Raw genomic sequence first — 20,062 nt, 5'->3', positions numbered from 1 at the left:
CCGAATGATGAGGAGAAAATTATGAGCAATACGCATTTAGAACTCAGCCAGGTTGGCATTAGCTTTCCCACCCCCAAAGGGCCTTTTTGTGCACTTAACAATGTTGACTTGAGAATTCGCGAAGGTGAATTTGTCTCGCTTATCGGCCACTCCGGATGCGGCAAATCCACTGTACTCAACATTGTTGCCGGGTTATATCAAGCCACTACCGGCGGCGTGGTACTTAACGGTCGCGAAGTGAATGAACCCGGCCCTGAGCGAGCGGTCGTATTTCAAAATCATTCCCTACTGCCCTGGCTCACCGCCTACCAAAATGTGGAGCTCGCGGTTAAACGCGTATTCGGCCGAAAAAAAACTCGGACCGAAATGCGTGAATGGATTGAACACAACCTAGAGTTGGTGCAAATGAGCCATGCCATGCATAAAAAACCCGATGAAATCTCCGGTGGCATGAAGCAGCGTGTGGGCATTGCCCGCGCTCTGGCTATGGAACCTCAGGTATTATTAATGGACGAGCCTTTTGGTGCGCTCGATGCGTTAACCCGCGCCCATCTGCAAGACTCACTAATGGATATACAAGCAGAACTGGGCAACACCGTAATTATGATTACCCACGATGTAGACGAGGCAGTACTGCTATCCGACCGCATTGTCATGATGACAAACGGCCCGGAAGCGACCATTGGTGAAATTCTTGATATCGACTTGCCCCGTCCCCGAGATCGACTGGCTCTGGCGGACGACACCCACTACAACCAATACCGCAGCTCGGTACTGCGCTTTTTGTATGAAAAACAAAAAAAGGTTGAGCCGCTCACCGCGCGGCGCAGCGCCCCGCCAAAGGCCAAAAGCACCAATCATAACGCGGCCTAAGCCGCGGTATTTATGGCACAATAGCGTTCTCGCTGATTGACAGCAAGCTTGTTTCAGGCGAATACCCCGCGCCCAAACCAAGGAGCTATTGTGCGCTTTTTTTTATTGAGCTATCTCATCCTGGCCAGCGCCAACACGTTTGCCGCAACCAGTATAAAAGTGGCGGTAGCCAGTAACTTTAAGCCTACCCTTGAGGCTCTGCGCCCACTGTGGCAGTCGCAATCGCCTTATCCGCTGGTTATTTCCGGTGGCGCCTCCGGAGTCTTTACCCAGCAGATACTCTCCGGCGCGCCTTTTGATGTCTTTCTTTCTGCCGATATGGATTACCCTCAGCGTATATTTCAAAAGCTCGATACTGCCGAGCCTTTTATTTATGCCGAGGGCCAGTTGATGCTCGCATGCCACCGACCTTTTGCATCGGCCACCGAGGCACTTAAAACCAGCCCCCGTCTAGCCGTTGCCAATACCAAAACCGCACCTTATGGTCGCGCCGCCCGAATGTGGTTGCAACAATTCTCCATCCAAGCTCAGCCTGTCCAGTCAACATCCGTCGCCGGTGCTCTACACACTGTTGTAACTGGCAATGTCACCTGTGGGCTGGTAGCCGCCAGCTTTGCCCATATTGCCCCTCAACTGCACTGGCACCCCATCGATGCTAGCCCGTCACTGCCACAAGCCGGCGTGTTGCTGAGCACCTCCGATACAACCCAGGCCTTTATGCAGTTTTTACTGAGCGAACCGGCGCAGACGATTATCCGTAACAATGGCTATACATCGCCGCCTAGCAAAGCGGCCCAGCCATGATCGACGCCATTATCATTACCGTTAAACTCGCCGGCGTCACAACGGTGGCGTTAACGCTCTTGTGCACCCCCCTAGCCTGGTGGTTGGCCCGAGGGCAGTCGGGCTGGCTGCGCAACTGCGTTGAGGCCGCCATTGCCCTGCCGCTGATATTGCCGCCGACCGTGATGGGTTTTTATTTATTACTGTTATTAAGCCCCGAGGGTTTATTCGGCCAGTTTTTTGACCGCGGTTTGGCGTTTAGCTTTACCGGCCTGGTCATCGGCTCTTGTGTTTACTCTTTACCGTTTGTGGCGCAGCCTTTAACCGCAAGCTTTCGCCAGCTGGACCCGCAACTGATTCAACTTGGGCAGTCTCAGGGGCTTAACCGTTTTGCCGTCTTCCGACACATTATCCTGCCCTGCTGTGGCTATGCGTTTGTCGCCGCCGCCGCGCTGGGGTTTGCTCATACCGTGGGCGAGTTCGGCGTAATCTTAATGATTGGTGGCAATATTCCCGGTGAAACCCAAGTGTTATCAGTTTTGCTCTACGACGAGGTAGAGTCGCTGCAGTATGCCAACGCCCACCGCTTAGCCGGTGGGTTGGTGGTTGTTTCTTGGGTTATTTTGTTTATGTTATATCGCTGGCAGCGAGGCCGGGGAGGCTTTCATGTGGGAGCTTAAGCTCGGCGCGCATCAAATCCGCTGGCCCCGGGGCGCCTGGGTGGGCATCAGCGGTCCTTCCGGTTGTGGTAAAACTCAATTGCTGAAACAAATCGTGTCGGGCCAGAGCGGCCAACTTCAGCTGGAGTACAACAATCTTCTAGAGCGCCCGCAGGCTTTGCGAGGCATCGGCTGGGCCGCGCAGGGAGCACCGCTGTGGCCCAATCAACGAGTGGAACAACAACTGCGCGCACTGGCCGAGCGCCACAAAAGCGAAAACTGGTTAGCGCTTGCCGCCGAGTTTCAGGTGTTACCGCTTCTGGAAAAACCGACCGCAATACTATCGGGCGGGGAGCGCCAGCGCGTCGCTCTGCTCGCGGCGCTCTTGTGTGCCGACAAACTGTTAATACTGGACGAGCCGGTATCGGCGTTGGATCAACAGGCCGCCAGCGAAATATTAATGGCGCTGCGCCGGGCAGCCGACCAGCGCAATCTCAGCGCTTTGCTCGTCAGCCACCAATGGCGCGATCTCGCCGCCAGTTGCGATTTTTGCTACCAATGGCAAAGCCGACAAACACTCGACATCAACCGCGCCCAGCACGAACTCACCGAGCAATCGCCGGTCCAGGCAGCGGCGCTCTGGCCAGTCCAGTGGTGCCAGGACCGCAGGCAATGGATGGCAGCCGGCCACGCAATCGAAACAGGCCCATTGCCCACAACGATTAACCGAGTGAGCATTGACGCCCACGAGGTTTCCATTGCTCGCCGGCACCCGGGCCCCTCCAGTATCGCCAATACTCTGCAAGTCGAGATAGGCAAAATAACGGCGCTCGATAAAACCAGCGCTCTGCTCACTTTGCACTGGGGCGAGCTGCGCCTGTATTCGCTCATCACTCACCGGGCCGTTCGAGCATTAGACCTCACCCCAGGGCTCGGGGTGTTTGCTCAATTTAAAGCTCATGCGGTGAAATCCCCGCAAGCTTAGCCTGCGGGGTATCTCTCGGGCCGATTAATCGACCTTGAGTTTGTCGTGATACTTCTTGCGGACCTTACCCAATTTTTGAAGGCTCGCCTTTACCGCCTCGACATCACCACTGGCAAACGCGGCGTCCACCACCTTACTTAATTTTGCCAGTCTCTGCATGCCCTGCTCAAAATCTTTTTGCTCTTCAGGGCCCATGGTTTGCGCGGCAGCGACACTGCGCGCCTCTTTAAACGCATCCCAATCGGATTGCATTTGCGCCAAGTCATTAGACTCGCGCATGGCTTTAAATGAATCACCCATCGACTCCATGGACTCATGCAGTGGGTCTGGCTTAGAGCAAGCCACGGCCAAGAGGGATAACGCTAATACGGACAGTAATTTTTTCATGGTTTAACTCCAGCAATCACAGTTTCTCTATCTTACCGCAATTTTATTACACAACACCTGATTTTGCGGATGACTTGACAACACATACTGTGTGACACATAGTATATACTGTATATCACACAGTATGAGGTGCACCGTGTCAGACAACCACGCCAAGTTCAATAAATTAACCATGGAGCTGCGTCGGGGCCTTTTGGTTATGGCGGTTCTGGAGGCTGTGGTGACCCCGCACTATGGCTACTCCCTGCGGCGGCATATGGAGCAAAACGGCCTCACAGTCGATGAGGGTACTTTGTATCCACTGCTGCGACGCCTAGAGAGCCAAGAGCTATTAACCAGCGACTGGCAGGTGCAAGAGGGGCGGAAAAGACGGGTCTACCAACTTTCGACATTAGGTGAACAAGCGCGCGAGGTAATGGCGCGCGAGTGGCAACAATTAAATCAAGCGCTAACAAACTTAACGGAGGGTGCACAATGATCAACCCATGGTTAAACCGATACGCATACGCAGTAAAATCTCACCTGCCAGCACAAGTGCGCAATGATGTCGCCGACGAACTGCTCAGCGATCTTATCGACGAGTGTGATTACCGCAGTGAAACATTGGGGCGGGAACTAAACGACGACGAGGTCAAACAACTATTGCAAGAGCGGGGACACCCGTTATTAGTTGCGGCCAACTTTCTACCCCGACCTAGCTTGATCAGCGAAAGCTTATTTCCTTTATACAGGCAGTTACTGCAAGGTCTGGTGATGCTCATCGCCGTGGTTCAATTGAGTTTTAGTGCGATTAGAGCTGCGCAAGCACCCGACCCAAACTTTTGGCAATTGTTACCGCAACTGCTGTGGAGCATATTGAATACCAGCCTTTATGGATTTGCCTGGTTAACATTACTCTTTTATCTATTCGCAGAATCAATTAAAAAAGCCAATTTACTGCAGCGCTGGCAAGCGGACTCACTGCCCTTAGTGCCAGAACGAGGAAAGTACATCAGCCGTACCGGCTCGGCCATTGAGGTGGTAGTGCTCATTTACGTAACCGCATGGGTCAACAAAACAATCCCCCAAAGCTTGGGCGAACCCAGCATTGATCTCATATTCTCCAGTGAGTGGGCAACCCTGCTACCGTGGATTACCGCCGTACTGATTGCCAGCCTTGCTCTGGCGCTCAGCAAATTAATCACACCCTACTGGACCCGCCCGAAAGTCTACGCTGAATTGGCATTACACCTACCCACTTTAATGTTACTTTTCTTAATCAGCCAGTGGGACAATCCGATAACGCTCATAATAGGGGCCGAAGAAAACGCCAACCATTGGGCGGCATCCAGCAACAGTTTCCGTATCGCCTTAATCGGTTATGGCGTATACGCCATAGTGGATACAGTGAGAAAGTGGGGAGTTCTCAAAGCCTTCACACGGGGGTGACGGTGAGAGTTATTTCTACCTAACAGGCCGGCGGCGCCTCGGGGGATTTATCCAGCACAGCATCGAGCGCGTCGGCCAGGGTCGGAAACACGGCAAAGTTACCATTTTCCGGTCTAATTTCGGCCTTCACCATCGCCCGCAAAGGCTGAAACTGAATATCGGACAAAATAAGTTCTACACCATTCTTTTTGCAGCGCTTAATAAAGCTGGTTAGACCATCCAAGCCACCGGCATCCAGCAGCGGCACACCGTCCATATGCATCACCAGCCCCGCTTGATCTTCGGCCAGCACATCGAGCTCGGCAAATATTTTATCCGCGGCGGCAAAAAACAGCGGGCCGGAAATCTTCACCACTCGCCAGCCCTCCGGCAATGGCCGGGGCACATGTTTAAGCAACTTAGTAATATCGCGCACTTTCGTCATTTCGGCGATATCGCGCATAAACAAAAAAGCAGCGATCACTACCGCACTGCCAATGGCCACCACCATATCCACCATTAACGTCAGGGAGAAGCACACAAAAAACACCAACACATCGGCCACCGGTGCCGTTCGAATCGTGGAGACTATTTGCCGGCCGTGGCACATCCGCCAGGCCACAATAATCACCAGCGTCGCCATACAAGCCATGGGCAAGTGCTTAAGGTAGGGTGCCAGCCACATTAAACTGGCCGCGATGACCCCTGAGTGAATAAGCGCGGCTATAGGTGTGCGAGCACCCGCGCGAAAGTTGGTGGTGGAGCGAGCCAGCTCGGGCGCCGCACTAAAACCGCCGAAGAATGGCGCCACCAGGTTGCCCAAGCCATGGCCAAACAACTCGGCGTTAGCGTAGTAACGCGAGCCGCTCATACGCTCTAACATCACCGCGCACAGTAGCGCTTCAATAGCACCTAGCAAAGCAATCGTTAATGCTTGCGGCAATAAAGTGCTGACTAAACTCCACGACCAAGGCTCACCCGGAACATTTTGCCAAGGCAGCCCGAAAGCGGGTAAAAAATTGGGAATACCCTCACCGGTATGGCCATCTTGTGCGGTGTATTCGAAATTACTGGCAATGGTTGCCACCGGTGCATCGATAGCCGCCAGTGCAAACGCCGCCGCTGTGGCCACGACAATCGTCACCAAGTGGGCCGGTATCGGTAATTTCAGGCGCGGCCAAGCCAGCATCACCGCAAAGGAGATGACGGTAATCAGCAAGGTGGGCCAGTGCGCTGAACTCAATGCCGCCACCACAATGACCCACACCTTGGCAAAATAAAACTCTGGCAAGGTGCCGTCTAACTCCAGCCCCAGAAGGTCCGGCACCTGCAAGGTGGCAATAATGACGGCGATACCTAAGGTAAAACCAAAGGTGACGGTATTGGGAATGTAGGTCACCACCCGCCCAAATTGCGCCACGGCCATTAACAGGGCAATACAGGCCGACATTAACGTCGTTAACAATAATCCGGATAACCCGTACTGCAACACAATGGGTTGCAATATCACTACAAAAGCCGCCGTAGGGCCCGATACGCTGTAACGCGACCCTCCCAACAGCGCCATAATAAGCCCTGCCACCAACGAGGTGTACAGGCCGTGTTCCGGGGGAAGCCCGATGGCAATGGCCAAAGCCATGGACAGCGGAATAGCCGAAATACCGACGGTTAATCCGGCCAATAAGTCGCCGCGTAACTTGCTGCCATTATAACCTTCACGACCTAGACTATCGCGCAGGGCGTAGGCGAACTGTAGGCCTTCAAGCTGTCGGCGGGCGGGCATTCGAGCATCCTTTTTCGCAGAGGTGAAACAGACTTTTCATTATACACTGTAGCCTTAGATTTTAATGTTGACGGCGTTTAAGCAAAGGCGCTAGCTCGACACCAACTCAAATTGTAGTGTAAAGCACACGTGCTACAATGCAGACAAGCCCAATTCAAGCAGTTCGTCTCTTTACCTGACAGGCAAGCCATGGGATTTAAGCACTGCGTATTATTTTTTCTGACCGCGAATTTGGCGCTGACACACGTTGAAGCTGCCGGGCAAGATAACGCCGCCGACACGACCGTCATGCAAGTCACCCTATGGGGGGGCAAAAGCGGCCGCAGCCTTTACGAACACGACCTGCTTGAACAAATTCTGCTAAAAACCTCGTCCCACTACCCCGCCTTTAACTTGCAAATGAACACCCAAAACTTAGGTGCGGAAAGAGGCCGACAGACGGTGGCCGACGGCATACTGGCAAATATTTATGTCTCGGGTTTACGGCAAGATAAGTACACTCGTACTCAAAATATCATCCCCATTCCCACTCCTATTATGAAAGGGCTATTAGGTTATCGCACGGTGCTTATTCGCCAAGAGGATGCCAGCCGTTTTCAGCAGGCCGTACAACAGTCGGACCTGCGCAGCTGGGTAATCGGTCAAGGACACAGCTGGGCCGATGTCGATATTTTGCGCCATAACGGTTTTACCGTAAACGATAACGGCCGTTACGAAAACCTGCTCAACATGCTGACCTACAGCCGCTTTGATATGGTTTTGTTTGGCGTCGCTGAAGCCGCCGCCGAGCTCGCAGCCAGCCACCTACAAGAACAACTTACTATTGTCGAAGAGACTATTATTTACTACCCCCATGCCATGGTATATCAAGTGAGTGGCCAGCACCCCGAGCTCGCCCGCCGAGTGGCCGAGGGGCTCGCTATAGTAGAACGCGACGGCACCTTGGCGCGCTTACTGGAAAAACATTTTGGTGAGGCGCTAGCACTTATTCAACAAAAAAAGGATCACATCATTGTGCTCAATCACCCAACACCCACACAAATACCGGAGTTGATCCAACCCTTGCTGGCTACGCAGCGCTAAGTTAAAACTACCACTGAACCCCCGCCAATGACGCTCGCTCCACTGGGTAAGCCGGCAGTGGATCGGCCCTCACCACATAACGCAATGGCCCGCCCGCCTGCAAGGCTTCAAATGGATAGCATGTTACCAACCAAATAGCGTTCGCAGACGGATCAATCCACAAATGATTATTGCGCGCATCGGCAATACTGCGTTTGCTGATGACATAGTGTTGCCAGCGGCCACTTTCACTCTGCCACCGCAACTGATCGCCATCACGCAAATCCCGCAAAAAGGCAAAATGGGTATCCCGATGGCCACCGACCACTCGAGCCCCGGCCACTACACCGGCCATTAACCCAGGGCCAAAAGCTAACGCCTCACCGTGAGTGCCGGACAACACAAACAGATCTTTGCGCACCCGTCCCTCGCCATCCAACCATTGTAAACGCCCAGCCGGCTCGGTATCGGCCCAGGGCCAAGGGCGAGCAGCCACATCCGGCGCCTCAAGCTTTTGCTGCCAGGCGCGCTCTATGAGTATTTGCGCCAAATGCGCCTTGGCTTCAATACCCAGCGCACTGCCCCATTGATAGAGCAACACCAGCAATAAAATAGCCGAGATTACCAAACGCCCGGGGTGTGACAGTGCCAATGCGTTGCGCTCTGATTTACGATTCACAGTTCACCCCCGGACGCTGAATTCGCCACAACCCCAAGGCCGCAAATGCTCCTATTAACCAATGCCAATATAAATTGGTTGCCGTTTGCGGATAACCCACCGCCTGCATTTGTGAACCCACTGGCATGGCATTGGCCACCGACCGCTCTTTAGCTGTCAGCACCTCGGGTTTAGAGGGCGTCTTGTCGACGGCCACCAAACTGGTAAAGCGCGACATTAATTGATACCGCAAGGCAACCGGCAACACTTTCACGCGCGCATCCTCTGCCTGGCGAATTGCTTCATCCTCTAAAAAGGCAATTTTTTCGCGACCAAAACGCTGTGCTAATACCGGTGTTTTACTCGCATCGGACTCATTGCCAGGCTCCGGTAAACGCAGTTCGCGCTGCCATGGGCTGCCGGCGCTATCGCCGCGAATAATGATGCGCTGATCGGAACGACCGGGCCAGGGGCTCATCTTAACCGTGACCAATAGAGGCTCCCCCCAGTACAAATCTGGCACCTTGCGCGGAAACGCTTCCACCGGTTGCGGCCAATCAATGGATATATTGGTAACCACGGGCTTACGCAATTTCTCCAACAACTGCGCCATACGCGCTTGCACTTGTTCGGTACTGGTAATTTCGGTAAACGTACCGCGTCCGTATTCGGCGGCGCGGCGCATAAAATAACGATTAGGAGCACTGCCAATAGCAACTGTAAACAATCGCGCATCACCTAGGTGCCGATGAATAAGCTTTAACAAAGCCGATTCATTGCCCACACTGCCATCGGTGACAAACACAACTTGCTGTAAATGGGATGCTAAAGGCTCGTGCTCAAAAGCGCGCGCGAGCGCATCGTGCATTTCGGTACCGCCCTCTGCCCGCATGGCCCGAATCGCATCGGCCGCCCGATTTACATTATTCGGTTGTGCCGCCACAGCATGCGGAAAAAGTGTACGTGTCTCGCCAGCAAACAAAATTACGTTAAAGCGATCACCCGGGGTTAACTGATCGAGGGCTTGTAGCGCGCTGGCACGCGCTTGCTCAATAGATTGACCCGCCATGGAACCCGAGGTATCAATTATCAGCAATAGTTCGCGCGGTAGTACTTGCTCGGCGCTCATTTTCTGCGGCGGCATCAGCATAATCTGAGCGTAGCGATCACCTTGCCACTGGTCTACAAACTGCGCCGCCACTGGTGCCTGTTGCGCCACCGGCAGCCAGCTTAACTCGAAATCTCGATCCATGCTCACCTGTCCATGGGCAAATTGTACTTGCCTCACCCCCGCGGCCGAACCGTTCGGGCGAGAGACCTTTAGCGCATGGCTGGCGCTGCTTACGCGCGCTAAATCTACCCCGGCATTAAGCTGCACATTAATAGCCACAGGGTTAAGTAAACGGCCTGGCTGAACTGTCTGCTGCGGCGGGGTAATCATGGGGGCATCGAGCACTTGATCGGTTGCCAGTGACCAGCCACTACCTTCAGCCGCCAAGACTTTTTGTGGTAGAAGCTCCCTGCGACTTACCCCCGGTATATAGCGCGGGGTAAGTGTCATGGGTAGGCGCAGGCGAAATTCACCCATGTCGTAAATAACCTGTTGGCTATAACCGATCTCAACTTCGATCGTTTCCCCAGGGCCAATATTGGCGATTTGCTGTCGAAATAAGTTGGGACGCTGTTGCTCTAACAAAGTGGCCTTTTTACCCTGAGCTTTAGCTTGTTGATAAATTTTTCGCGCTTCGGCTTTTTCTTTAATTTCGCCCTCAATAACGCGTTCACCCACACGCATCGTCAGATGATGTACCGCACTGTCCTCAGCCAGAGGGTAAACATAAGTGGCATTGATCCACTCGGGCGATGTATTTTGAAAGCGTTGACTCACTAACACTTCAGCCTGGAGGCCTTGTATCCGAACATCCACCTCAGCGCCTAAGTGCAGAGCCTCATGGCCCGACTCAACCAATAATTTACCGGCTTGCGGCTCCTGAGCAACCGCGGCAGATGCCAATAGCCACAGAAGTAACGTGTACACCCAATATTGTGATCCCCTCATTGTTTTGCCCCTTCTCGTATTAACAAACTGTGCCTGTCAGTTAATCAGAACAAAACGGCACCGCGAGGGAGGAGAAAGGGCAAAACGGTGATCAATTGTGATTAAATATGGCATATGCCTAACCCAACCTTAGCCATTAAGCTAAACACCCCAGTTGTTCTATCGGACGAACTACAACTTTGCCTATTGCAAGCCGCAGACGAGGCGGGGCTGTTCGCACAGATAGAAACCAATCGATTGCATTTACGCCAGTGGCTACCCTGGCTGGATGATGCAGTTTGCCCGAGCGATACCCGAGCGTTTATTGCACTGACCATTAATGAGAGCCGAGCAGGCACTAGCTACACCTTCGCGATTAAGCTGCACCGTGCCATTATTGGTATCTGCTCGATCGATGCGATTGAAACGACTCGAGGAAGAGCCAACTTAGGTTATTGGCTCGCTGAAGAGCATTGTGGACAAGGCATTATGACGCTTTGTGTTCGGCAACTTTTGGATATCGCTTTCACTCAATTGTCATTGCAACAATTGAACTTAAATACAGCCGAATGCAACCAAAAAAGCCGTGCTGTAGCCCAACGCCTGGGCTTTCGACAAGGGCATAAAATACTGCAAGCGGAAGACTTATACGGCGAGTGGGTGGATCATATTCGCTATACAATACACAAAAATGACTGGCAAAAAATGAATGTTGCGCCAACTTAAGACAAAAGCCTTAATAGACATTTTCCACTACCGCTAACAGGTAACGCTTCACAACAAAAATCTTGTTATGATCAGAAACACTTCGATCATCAAGCAAACTTATAACAATGCCAGCGACCTATAAAAACCCGCTATTCAAAACCTTGGGTGAATTTAGCTTGTTTACACGCCGAATCTCACGCCTACAGCTGCAGCGACTTTTACTCGGCAAAGAGTGGATAATAAGCTTAGTAATCTTGTTAATGGCGTCGCCCGTGCAGGCAGACTATTATCAACCTTCAGCTGTAGGCTCAGACGCACTATACACACCACTTAACAGCTTTTCGCACTACACCTTCGACACCTTGCAATTGCCCCGCAATTTCGATCAGCACAACCTCGATGATCGCTTTCAAACCCTATTTGACAATTTATCGGAGCCGGGTCGCTCAATCGACAACGAGGGGGGCTGGGGGCGGTTTATCAACCGCCAAGTCTTGCCTTACGATACAGAATACGTCAGTGATTGGCCCACCATGCTGCCCAATTACGCACTGCACCTGTTTGGCGGGGGTCTCGTTTACCGTCGCGACCTAGAGTACTTTCGCGCCAAAGATTATTCCTATCCTCAACTGGCTGCCGTGGGCACCGCCATCCTTTCGGAACTTGCTCAGGAAGCGGTCGAGAAAAAGACCACCACTGAGGATGACCCGGTCGCCGATTTTTATATTTTTCGCCCTCTGGGCTTGTGGTTATTTGCCGATGATGGGCGTGCTAAAACCATCGAGAAATGGCTCAAACCCGCTATTTGGCCCCACCAGCTCATGTACAACCCCAGCACTGACAAATTGCGCAATGCCGGTATTAGCTACGTGATTCGACCACAACTGCTTAGCAGTGACAACACCGAGTTATTTATGTATATGGGCATGAATAACATGGCAGGCTTATCACACACCTTGAGCAATGGACAAACCATTTCTTGGGGCGTCGGTGTGGCAATGACGCGTATTTATTATAAAAATGATGAACTTGCGTATAACACCAGACCCAGTGCAGGTATTTTTGCCGACCGCAATGGTAACCTATTGTGGTCGGCCATTTACAACGGCACCGAGGATTTAAAACTGCGAGTTAATATTTATCCCTGGCAACGTCAATCGTTCAAGTTTGGTATCGCCCTAGGGATTACTGACGATCAACACGGGTGGTTTGGCGCAACCCTGAATATGCCTTTTGGTATAGCAGGCAACTTTTAAAAAACGCGCACTAATAGGCGCGCATAAAAAGGTACTTACCGTCTAACGGAACCCTTTTTACTGGCCGTTGTAAATAGCGTACACACGTATCAATGCCATGCAAATTAAAGTGTGGCCAAGGATACTGCACTCCCCTCTCTTATATCGCCCATGAATTCAGAATGAATCAGGCATTGACCTACCCAGGACGACACACAAATATATTTGCTAAACTCAATGTATGCTCTGCAACCAGCAACATTACTAGACTTTTCACTAAGGACGGTACATGTCACGTCTCATCCGCCTATTGCTAACCATCGTCAGCTTAAGCGCCCCCTTGTGCCTTGGCCAAGATGATCCGGTTCAAGTTGGCACCTTCCCCATACCCCTTATGGTTGAGAGCCCAGAAAAAGGAAGGTTTATTGAGCTGATGCAACGCATTGCCCAAGATGCCGATCTCAAGCTAAACATCATTGTTACTCCAGCCAAGCGAGCCACTCGTTTTTTCATTCAAGGGGAAATTGATATATTCCTACCCGCGCTCGAGGGTATGATTTCCCCAGAGCACCGCGTAATTAAAAGCCAAGAAACCATTTACACGAAAGAAGATTTTGTTTTCACGCGGCGCGGAACACCCTTATTAAGCAGTATGAGCGACTTAGCAGGAAAGCGTATTGGCATCACCCGAGGCTACCCTTATACACCCGCCTTACTCAACAATAAAAGCCTAAAGCTTGAATTATCCAGTAGCGATGAACAAAGTGTAAAAATGCTTGTACGTGGCCGGGTTGATGCCATTGTTGTGGAGGAGCACTCGGGGCGTCAAGCATTTAAAAACACCGGGCAGTTGGATCAAATGCAATACAATCCTGAGCAGCAGCTGTCGCAAATGCCTGTTTATATCGCCTATCAGGATACTGACCGGGGACATCAACTGGCAAAATTAATTGACAAAACTTTGCGAGAATTAAAGTCGGACGGTAGCTTTGCTAAAACCTTTCACGACAAAAGCCAATAGTTAAATACAGCCCTAACGCTCTGTGTAAGCTCTCAACCACCCCACACCTACATCAAGGCTTATTGTAGCCCTTTAGGCTCACCCCCAAATCCCATAAAACACCAAACTCGCACTGGCTAACATCAGTGAGAATGCCAGCACTGCCAACACGCCATCGCGAGCGATTAGCGCCAGACCAAAGCAGGTGAGCACCCCGCCGGCCAAGTTGGCGCTAAAGGGAATAAACTCCATTAACGGCATCATTAGAGCGATAAAGATACTGCACAGAGCGACACAGCGGGTGGGTATAAACCCACGAATTAAAAAGGTGAGCCGAGGCTTGACTAAACGATCAACAAAGCGAGCGGGCTTAAGCGATAATTTAACCGCTTTAATTAAGCTGCTGGTTTTAACGGAACGGTTCAGCAACCAGTTAGGCAACCAAAAATGTTCGCGCTGCAACATTAATTGTACAGAAAAGAGTAATACAATGATGGCACAGAGTGTTGGCACGCCAGGTATGTCCCCGATGAGCGGGGCGAGCACAATTAGCCCCACCAGTAGCAGTACCGGGCCGTAGGAGCGCTGACCAATGGCGCTGAGAATCAGATCGAGAGTTACCGCATTGTGCCCTTCGGCTGTTTTAACAACGCGATCCATAACTTGCTCTAAATTTTCCACCTCAGTTTTGGCATCCACCAATGTAAACCTCTGCCGCTAAAAATGTCGCTGCAGAGAATGTTACATCAATTAAGGCCATAAAAACTGCCCACTGCACCTCACACATCGACGCTTTTTGGAAATTGCACTTATTATCCGATAATCAAGCGTATTTAAAACTGTTTAACGTTGCAAAAAAAGGGCAGCCAATGCTGCCCCTCGTTTACCGGATACCAACCCGGTGGATCAATAGTGCTGCGCGGCAGCATGTCAAACATTGGCTATAGGATACTAAATAGCAATATGAGCAGGTCATTTTCCCCACTCTAATTACTCGTGTTAGTAACAGTGCAGCCCACCTGGTTCGGCAATAACTGTTGGATTAGACACTGCCCAAGAGTCACTTTCAGGCCAAACAATACCACGGTACACATTGGTCAGTGTCGCTCCCGGTGCAATCGTTGTGTCCTTCGACTCTATCCGGTATAGCCATGTTTCTTCTTGAACGACCTCATACTCACTGCTAGAAAAGTAATTTTGTATATTTGCAGGAGCTTTTAAATAATCATCGCTTGGCCACTCTAATACTAAGCTCCAATCGGTGATAGGTTGATCGCTAGTATTCGTCAACTCAAAACTACCCATCCAATCCCCGTCGCTGTAACGTGTTGTGATGCCAACACTGCATCTTAGAACCGCCTCGTTAGAGATAGTAATGCTGATCGGGTTACTGGTTTCTTGAGGAAGACCTGAATCAGTAGCGACTGTCCAAGTATGTGTGCCAGGCGACATATCCAAGGATGTTAATTCACGTAATTGGAACACTCGAGCTTCAATTCGGGTCCAGTTTCCTTGCGGAATAATTCTAACCGCATCCCCACGCTCGGTTAGCTCCAATCGATTGCCTTGCTCATCAGTCAAATGTAAAGGTTTTCCACTATTATTAAACCAACTAAGCACGACATAATCATCACCTGTAAACGAACCATTTGTACCACCTTCCAACTCAACAATATCGACGGTCTTAACGGCTGGCGAGCCGCAATCACCACCAACGCTAAGAATATCGGCGGACGTATAACCATTAAAGCCAGATTCCCAGTGTTTTAATGTTGGGTCATAACCTACTAAAGTTAAAGTTATGTTGCCACCAGCGGGAATATATGCGTTCCAGCCGCTATCTACAACCGACCAGATACTTCCCGAAGTACTATTGCCAGATGTCACGGCATAGCTTGGAACCGTATACCACTCACTACCCAATGCATTATCCGCACCGAGAGTTACAGCTAACTCCCAACCATCAACATCTTGAGCTGAATTGTTTTCAAGTAATAGCTCAGCATTCCAATGGCTGTTATATGCGTCGACATCTTGTACGACTTGCCAAGTACAACTTAAAGGTGAAGTCTCTGCCGTGATAGTGACAGTCGCGCCAGCAGACACCTCTGTTCCACGGTGCAACTCGTAAACCAAGGTATCCTCGCCACTCTGCACATCGACACTGTACGTCAATACGCCATTGGCATTAATACTGGCTGTACCAAATTCAGGAGGCTCAACAATAACAAACAGATCACCTGGCAGGGCGTTATTAAGAGCAGCCAAATCAAGTGTGCCTACACTCGCCTCACCAATCTCTAACGTCTCTTCTTTGGCAACTAAACCTCCACACGCCTGAGGCAGTACACCGCTAGCAGCTTCATCTAGGTAAGAGCTAACCCACGCTAAAGGCGTGTTCCAATTAATCGTGATTTCGTTGGTTGAGTAGGCCTCCAACTCATCCACATAGCACTTCAACGGATCGCATCCATCGAGTAATACTTGCGCTATCGGATCGTCCATGCCCGCATTCGGACCACCAACCAATACACCTGAAGGTGGAGCAGGAAAATTACTGTTCAAACTATTAGCCCAGTAACGATGGTGCGGGTTCTGTACCGCCTTTTCACCGTAACCTGTGACATAGGCAGTTCCCATAGGGTTACGTCCCATTAGGTAACCCATGGCCCGATTCATAGCTTGGAGGTATTCATCATTGGAGCAGCCAGTGAAATCCCGGGCAAGCCCCATAACCACTGCATTATTCAGCACATTAGAGTTAGATCCCCAATACACAGTATCAACATTAAAGGGAACGCCATAACCTTCACTTTGACTGGCCGTTACATAATCATTAGCGCGATTGGTTACTGCCAAGCGTGCCTGACTGACCCAATTACTATTTGCACCGGCGGCCTCACCAGCGGTTGCCAGTGACATTACCCCCAATCCAGAAACATGTGCCCAAGTCATACTGGTTTGCGGGTCAGCACTGGGCAGCAGCAGGTGATAATCCGTAGCCGCTTGCATATCCGCAGCATACACACTGGCATCGGTGCCAGCATCTAATGTGGCAGCGATATAAAGCTCTGTCGCAGCCCAGTAATGCTCATCCGCTACATAACTTGAACTCGCAGCGTTACGATCTCCTGGCAAGTCTTCATATTGGCCACCACCATCACCGGCAGGGCTAGTATAAGGTGCGGGCATGTAGGAGGAGCTCTTTGCGGCTTGATACGCATTTTTAGCTTTGGTTAAACACTCATCAGCCAACACTGGATCGATTGTGTTAAAGACTCGATAGCACTGCGCGCCCACAGCGGCAAGATTTAAGGTAGCTGCCGTTGATGGGGCCCAAATGTGTCGCGGGTTCATCGAGGGGGTCGCACTAGCTGGGTTAAATGCACTCGGCGTCCAACTGTCATCGTGTAGCTTGTGATACACCATGCCAGCATTTTCATAACCAGCGGGTATCTGCATTTTCAACATCCACTCGATTTCATAGCGAGCTTCGTCAAGAATATCTGCCGTACCATTACCAGACTCGGGGATCGCCATAGTGCCGTCAGCAAACTCACCTGCATTGGCACCTAAATGCAACGAACGCTCGTACTGATTTAACATGGTCCAAACCGAGATACCACCATTCACCACATACTTACCGTGGTCGCCAGCATCGTACCATCCACCACTCGCATCAATATTTTCACGACATTCAAAACTGCCGTCGAGACAACCCTTAGTTGATAAATTGTTGTCATACTCATGTCCTGCAGCACGAGCCAAATCTGCACCAACTAAGTTGGCATCGACTGCACTACCCGCTCGGTTATGATAAAAATAGGCCAAGGCATCGTATTTTAAGTCGCTATAGGCGTCACTTTGAATTGAAAAAATTGGGCTAAGATTCTGCTCACCGTCCTCCAGAACTTCTAGCACGAACGCTGAGCCTGTCGCTGTAACGCTCGAAAAATCCACCGTATGCAAATAGTCGCCCGATGCACTGTCTTCACCAACCACAGACGTAGAACCGGCAGCAATTTCTGTAGCGGTACCCGCGATCGCGTCTTCACGTGAACCTTGCAGTAATCGCCAGGCTCTGGGCGTAGCCTTATTAGTTGCCGTGCCAGGCACAGCATAAGAGGCCACTTTTTCAAGCGATGGCAGATAGCCTGCTTGATTCACGTGCACCAAGGAGGCGGGTACTTCGGGCACTTCCGGCTCACAGTCCGGACAATATAATTCAATATTATCGAAGCACACTTCAGTGCCTGCGGAGGTTAAATTGCCCCCCATGTGAAAGCCAAAAAACGCCCCGTCGTAATCAGCGTTGGGGGTAAAAGTTCCGGTTTTTCGACTAACCGTTGTGCCAATACTTTGCGTGCCTGAGGTAGCGATTCCAATCCAATCACCCAACTCATGAGTAACCTGAAAATTCAGCGACGCTGATTGCGTTGCTCTAACATCATAAGCATAGGAGTAGGTAGTGCCAGCTTTTAGGCTTAAGTTCTCGTGACGCAAGGTTACATGCCATGCAACTGAACCCGAGTCAATTATATTGACGCATAACTCACCATTATCAACTGAAGAGGTTAAAGTCGCCTCCCCCCAGTCCGCACTATTTTTCCAAGGAAATGCGTTATCGTCGAACGTTGAATTTTCTAAAATATTGACTTGAGAAAATGCATTCGCTGCACCCACAAGACTCAATGTGCCAGCCACAGCGGCAGCCAGTAAATGCCGGCGCGCTTTACAGCGTTTCTTTATTATATCCACAGGACTCTCCAAATTTCTTCGTTGTTATTAACAATGTTTCCATCGCAGATAGCTCGGCATTTTCATATTGAGCCACGCGAGAGGCGAGACACTTAACCACGACACCTAACCAAAAGCGTCCAACACATTAAAAAGGATAAAATTTGAACGTTCAGATAAAATTCGAACCTCCACAAGCAAGGCACAGCAAAGGATGGCACATTAGTTAACATCTGGAGATTTTTACTCCTAAATGCATAAAAGAACTTGGTATACCGACCAATAGCTACTAATCTAGACTTCATCTCGCCTCTCAAAGCGATGGATAAAATCTAATGATTATAAAAATAAGATGAGATTCTATGGATTCAGTTTTATTCAACACTCACGATGTAGTGCTGTTGATGACCGCGTATCAATGTGTACTTTACGCACTGCTACTCCTGGCGGTTAGTCGCGGCCATCTACCCAGAAATCTATTTTTGGCGCTTTTTTTACTATCACATGCAGCCATTCCGTTAGATATTTTAATTAACTTTGGCGAAGAGTTTCGCTTTGTCGCACTGGAATTTTCTCCCAATCTATTTTACGTGTTTGGCTTTGCATACTGGCTGGAAGGGCCCTTATTGCTATGGTATACACGATCATCACTGTACAAAAACTACCGCCCAAGGCTCTACGAGTATATTTATTTACTGCCTTTTTTCCTGTACTTAGCCTATGAAATTCTGTTTTATTACAGCCTGTCTGACGATGTAAAAACTGCCCTTCAGCAAGGTTACGATCTTGCTGTGGCGCCCAAATACATGAACTATGTAACCTTTGCCCGAGAGATTTTGCGTGTCATCTTTGGCGTCTTGTGTGTCATTGAAATTCGCCGTTATCGTTCACATATTCGGCAGAATTTTTCTGACATTCAGAGCATTGATTTTCGCTGGCTTAACCTTTTAGTCGATGGTTTTTTAGTGCTGAGAATTATCGCAGTGATCGTTAGTCTTATGATTTTATGCAGCGTTCATTTTGGACTTTCGTTCGACTTTCGAACCATGGGGCTAACAGCCAATTATTTAACTTTTTTATTGGTTAGTGTCTTAATATTTTTTAGCTTAAGACATTCGGCTCTGGTTGGCACTGTGGATGAGAGCCAAGCAAAAAAACAAGAGCCCGAAAAGGTAACTTTCAACGACAAAGAGGTTCGAGGATTGCTGGAACTGATGGAGAAAAAATCCCCCCACTTACATCACGCTCTGACCGTTGAAGAATTAGCCAATATGGTAGGCGTTCCAACCAAAACCTTATCCGCTATATTCAATCGGCACTTTGGTAAAAACTTTTATGAATTCATTAATAGTTATCGCATAGACAAAGCGCAAGCATTACTTTCCGACCCTGATCATAAAAACAGAAGCATTCTCGATATTCTTTACGACTCAGGCTTTAACAGCAAAGCAACATTTAACACATTATTCAAAAAACGAGTGGGCATGACCCCCACGGATTATCGAAAGCAACAATTGAAAATTTAGATTTTTTGCATTCATAAACCCAAAAGACACGGAGCGCTTTCAAGCACCCCGTGTCTTTCTTCGTCAAACCAGACCCTGTCAACCGGTATTACGCATTCCCGCGGAAATACCCGCCATGGTCACTTTCAATGCACGCTCTAGCTCGTCGCTAAAGGGTTTGCCACTGCGATAACGCTTGAGTAGCTCCGCCTGCAGGTAGTTGAGCGGGTCTATGTAAGGTT

General features: G+C 50.2%; 18 protein-coding genes. 11 read left to right on the top strand and 7 right to left on the bottom strand.

Annotated elements, in window-relative coordinates; all coding sequences use genetic code 11:
* Positions 1-21 precede the first annotated feature (21 nt).
* The 4 genes from Q4526_RS04590 (at position 22) to Q4526_RS04575 (ending at position 3,300) form a co-directional block, all read left to right on the top strand.
* Positions 22-873, top strand: coding sequence for an ABC transporter ATP-binding protein (locus Q4526_RS04590; RefSeq protein ID WP_215975725.1), 852 nt, complete (start codon positions 22-24; stop codon positions 871-873).
* Positions 874-963: 90 nt separating this feature from the next.
* Positions 964-1,677: a molybdate ABC transporter substrate-binding protein gene (gene modA / locus Q4526_RS04585; protein WP_215975724.1), complete on the top strand. Its 714-nt coding sequence runs from the start codon at positions 964-966 to the stop codon at positions 1,675-1,677.
* On the top strand, positions 1,674-2,336 hold the full coding sequence (modB, locus tag Q4526_RS04580) for a molybdate ABC transporter permease subunit (RefSeq protein WP_215975723.1): 663 nt from the start codon (positions 1,674-1,676) through the stop codon (positions 2,334-2,336). The genes modA and modB overlap by 4 nt, the downstream gene beginning before the upstream one ends.
* Positions 2,323-3,300 carry an ATP-binding cassette domain-containing protein gene (locus tag Q4526_RS04575; RefSeq protein ID WP_215975722.1) on the top strand — a complete coding sequence of 326 codons (978 nt, stop codon included), beginning with the start codon at positions 2,323-2,325 and terminating at the stop codon, positions 3,298-3,300. The genes modB and Q4526_RS04575 overlap by 14 nt, the downstream gene beginning before the upstream one ends.
* A 24-nt stretch (positions 3,301-3,324) precedes the next feature.
* Here Q4526_RS04575 and Q4526_RS04570 read toward each other — a convergent pair whose 3' ends face one another.
* Positions 3,325-3,687, bottom strand: a complete 363-nt coding sequence (locus tag Q4526_RS04570; protein ID WP_215975721.1) for a cytochrome b562 — start codon at positions 3,685-3,687, stop codon at positions 3,325-3,327.
* Positions 3,688-3,823: 136 nt separating this feature from the next.
* On the opposite strand from Q4526_RS04570, the gene Q4526_RS04565 reads away from it, so the two are divergent.
* Positions 3,824-4,165 carry a PadR family transcriptional regulator gene (locus Q4526_RS04565; RefSeq protein WP_303604801.1) on the top strand — a complete coding sequence of 114 codons (342 nt, stop codon included), beginning with the start codon at positions 3,824-3,826 and terminating at the stop codon, positions 4,163-4,165.
* The gene (locus Q4526_RS04560) at positions 4,162-5,115 is read left to right on the top strand and encodes a hypothetical protein (protein WP_215975719.1); all 954 of its coding nucleotides are present in this window, start codon (positions 4,162-4,164) and stop codon (positions 5,113-5,115) included. The genes Q4526_RS04565 and Q4526_RS04560 overlap by 4 nt, the downstream gene beginning before the upstream one ends.
* Before the next feature lie 19 nt (positions 5,116-5,134).
* Here the strand turns inward: Q4526_RS04560 and dauA are convergent, their stop codons facing one another.
* Positions 5,135-6,877, bottom strand: coding sequence for a C4-dicarboxylic acid transporter DauA (dauA, locus tag Q4526_RS04555; protein WP_215975718.1), 1,743 nt, complete (start codon positions 6,875-6,877; stop codon positions 5,135-5,137).
* A gap of 189 nt (positions 6,878-7,066) precedes the next feature.
* Here dauA and Q4526_RS04550 point away from each other — a divergent pair, with 189 nt between their 5' ends.
* Positions 7,067-7,960, top strand: coding sequence for a transporter substrate-binding domain-containing protein (locus tag Q4526_RS04550; protein WP_215975717.1), 894 nt, complete (start codon positions 7,067-7,069; stop codon positions 7,958-7,960).
* A 7-nt stretch (positions 7,961-7,967) separates the two neighbouring features.
* Here Q4526_RS04550 and Q4526_RS04545 read toward each other — a convergent pair whose 3' ends face one another.
* Both Q4526_RS04545 and Q4526_RS04540 read right to left on the bottom strand, forming a co-directional pair.
* Positions 7,968-8,618 (bottom strand): class GN sortase, encoded by a 651-nt coding sequence (locus Q4526_RS04545; RefSeq protein WP_215975716.1) that lies wholly within the window; start codon positions 8,616-8,618, stop codon positions 7,968-7,970.
* Complete coding sequence (locus Q4526_RS04540; RefSeq protein WP_215975715.1) at positions 8,608-10,656, bottom strand: marine proteobacterial sortase target protein; 2,049 nt, start codon at positions 10,654-10,656, stop codon at positions 8,608-8,610. Before Q4526_RS04540 ends, Q4526_RS04545 begins: the two co-directional genes overlap by 11 nt.
* Positions 10,657-10,770: 114 nt before the next feature.
* Here Q4526_RS04540 and Q4526_RS04535 point away from each other — a divergent pair, with 114 nt between their 5' ends.
* The 3 genes from Q4526_RS04535 (at position 10,771) to Q4526_RS04525 (ending at position 13,599) form a co-directional block, all read left to right on the top strand.
* Positions 10,771-11,361 carry a GNAT family N-acetyltransferase gene (locus tag Q4526_RS04535; protein ID WP_215975714.1) on the top strand — a complete coding sequence of 197 codons (591 nt, stop codon included), beginning with the start codon at positions 10,771-10,773 and terminating at the stop codon, positions 11,359-11,361.
* 254 nt (positions 11,362-11,615) lie between these two features.
* A complete protein-coding gene (locus Q4526_RS04530; RefSeq protein WP_303609534.1) occupies positions 11,616-12,599 on the top strand; it encodes a hypothetical protein in 984 nt (327 codons plus the stop codon).
* A 268-nt stretch (positions 12,600-12,867) separates the two neighbouring features.
* Positions 12,868-13,599 carry an ABC transporter substrate-binding protein gene (locus tag Q4526_RS04525; protein ID WP_215975712.1) on the top strand — a complete coding sequence of 244 codons (732 nt, stop codon included), beginning with the start codon at positions 12,868-12,870 and terminating at the stop codon, positions 13,597-13,599.
* Between the two features lie 78 nt (positions 13,600-13,677).
* Here Q4526_RS04525 and Q4526_RS04520 read toward each other — a convergent pair whose 3' ends face one another.
* Positions 13,678-14,277: an exopolysaccharide biosynthesis protein gene (locus tag Q4526_RS04520; protein ID WP_215975711.1), complete on the bottom strand. Its 600-nt coding sequence runs from the start codon at positions 14,275-14,277 to the stop codon at positions 13,678-13,680.
* A 300-nt stretch (positions 14,278-14,577) separates the two neighbouring features.
* Positions 14,578-18,336 carry a glycoside hydrolase family 9 protein gene (locus Q4526_RS04515; protein WP_215975710.1) on the bottom strand — a complete coding sequence of 1,253 codons (3,759 nt, stop codon included), beginning with the start codon at positions 18,334-18,336 and terminating at the stop codon, positions 14,578-14,580.
* Between the two features lie 341 nt (positions 18,337-18,677).
* Between Q4526_RS04515 and Q4526_RS04510 the strand changes: the two genes are divergently transcribed.
* Positions 18,678-19,841 carry an AraC family transcriptional regulator gene (locus Q4526_RS04510; protein WP_215975709.1) on the top strand — a complete coding sequence of 388 codons (1,164 nt, stop codon included), beginning with the start codon at positions 18,678-18,680 and terminating at the stop codon, positions 19,839-19,841.
* A gap of 78 nt (positions 19,842-19,919) precedes the next feature.
* Here the strand turns inward: Q4526_RS04510 and Q4526_RS04505 are convergent.
* A partial coding sequence (locus Q4526_RS04505) for a phosphoenolpyruvate carboxylase (RefSeq protein WP_303609545.1) occupies positions 19,920-20,062 on the bottom strand: 143 nt, incomplete at its 5' end.

Source organism: Gilvimarinus sp. 2_MG-2023 (genome assembly GCF_030547685.1).
GTDB lineage: Bacteria > Pseudomonadota > Gammaproteobacteria > Pseudomonadales > Cellvibrionaceae > Gilvimarinus.
This window is presented reverse-complemented; position numbering and strand designations above follow the sequence as displayed.

What these genes read in the sequence shown, in the direction of transcription:
- Q4526_RS04590 (WP_215975725.1), top strand. Translation starts at nt 22, where the DNA reads ATGAGCAATACGCATTTAGAACTCAGCCAGGTTGGCATTAGCTTTCCC.
- modB (WP_215975723.1), top strand. Translation starts at nt 1,674, where the DNA reads ATGATCGACGCCATTATCATTACCGTTAAACTCGCCGGCGTCACAACG.
- Q4526_RS04575 (WP_215975722.1), top strand. Translation starts at nt 2,323, where the DNA reads ATGTGGGAGCTTAAGCTCGGCGCGCATCAAATCCGCTGGCCCCGGGGC.
- Q4526_RS04570 (WP_215975721.1), bottom strand. Translation starts at nt 3,687, where the DNA reads ATGAAAAAATTACTGTCCGTATTAGCGTTATCCCTCTTGGCCGTGGCT.
- Q4526_RS04560 (WP_215975719.1), top strand. Translation starts at nt 4,162, where the DNA reads ATGATCAACCCATGGTTAAACCGATACGCATACGCAGTAAAATCTCAC.
- dauA (WP_215975718.1), bottom strand. Translation starts at nt 6,877, where the DNA reads ATGCCCGCCCGCCGACAGCTTGAAGGCCTACAGTTCGCCTACGCCCTG.
- Q4526_RS04550 (WP_215975717.1), top strand. Translation starts at nt 7,067, where the DNA reads ATGGGATTTAAGCACTGCGTATTATTTTTTCTGACCGCGAATTTGGCG.
- Q4526_RS04540 (WP_215975715.1), bottom strand. Translation starts at nt 10,656, where the DNA reads ATGAGGGGATCACAATATTGGGTGTACACGTTACTTCTGTGGCTATTG.
- Q4526_RS04535 (WP_215975714.1), top strand. Translation starts at nt 10,771, where the DNA reads ATGCCTAACCCAACCTTAGCCATTAAGCTAAACACCCCAGTTGTTCTA.
- Q4526_RS04525 (WP_215975712.1), top strand. Translation starts at nt 12,868, where the DNA reads ATGTCACGTCTCATCCGCCTATTGCTAACCATCGTCAGCTTAAGCGCC.
- Q4526_RS04510 (WP_215975709.1), top strand. Translation starts at nt 18,678, where the DNA reads ATGGATTCAGTTTTATTCAACACTCACGATGTAGTGCTGTTGATGACC.